1 protein-coding gene is annotated in these 282 nt (G+C 35.5%); it reads left to right on the top strand.

Translation table 11 applies throughout. The features are described 5' to 3' along the window. Nucleotides 1–282, top strand: a 282-nt coding sequence (locus UGRO018_RS17875) for a hypothetical protein (RefSeq protein WP_416327865.1), incomplete at both ends; no start/stop codon positions are given.

Here is a 282-nt window from a genome sequence, read left to right as displayed (position 1 = left end):
GTATTTCCTATGATTCGCCATGATCTGATGCTGTATTCTTCCATTCTGCATACAGCTTACCATCAACTATATGATATATATTTTCATGAGGTTCCAAAGCCTAAGAATATGGTACGGGATTTGAAACTGAAATATGGTACCAATGATTACCTTCCACTTGCTGCAGTTCATGAGGCAAGAGCATTATTGAAAGCAAATATCGAAAGTAATAGACTCCATCAGAAAAAAGTGGAGAAAAAGATAAAACGTATCACGAACCGTATGAAGAACAATGAAAAGAAA

The organism is Hoskinsella mucinilytica (assembly GCF_045223415.1).
Taxonomy (GTDB): domain Bacteria; phylum Bacillota_I; class Bacilli_A; order Erysipelotrichales; family Erysipelotrichaceae; genus Hoskinsella; species Hoskinsella mucinilytica.
The sequence above is the reverse complement of the archived record's forward strand: the minus strand, read 5'-3'. Positions and strand labels throughout refer to the sequence as shown.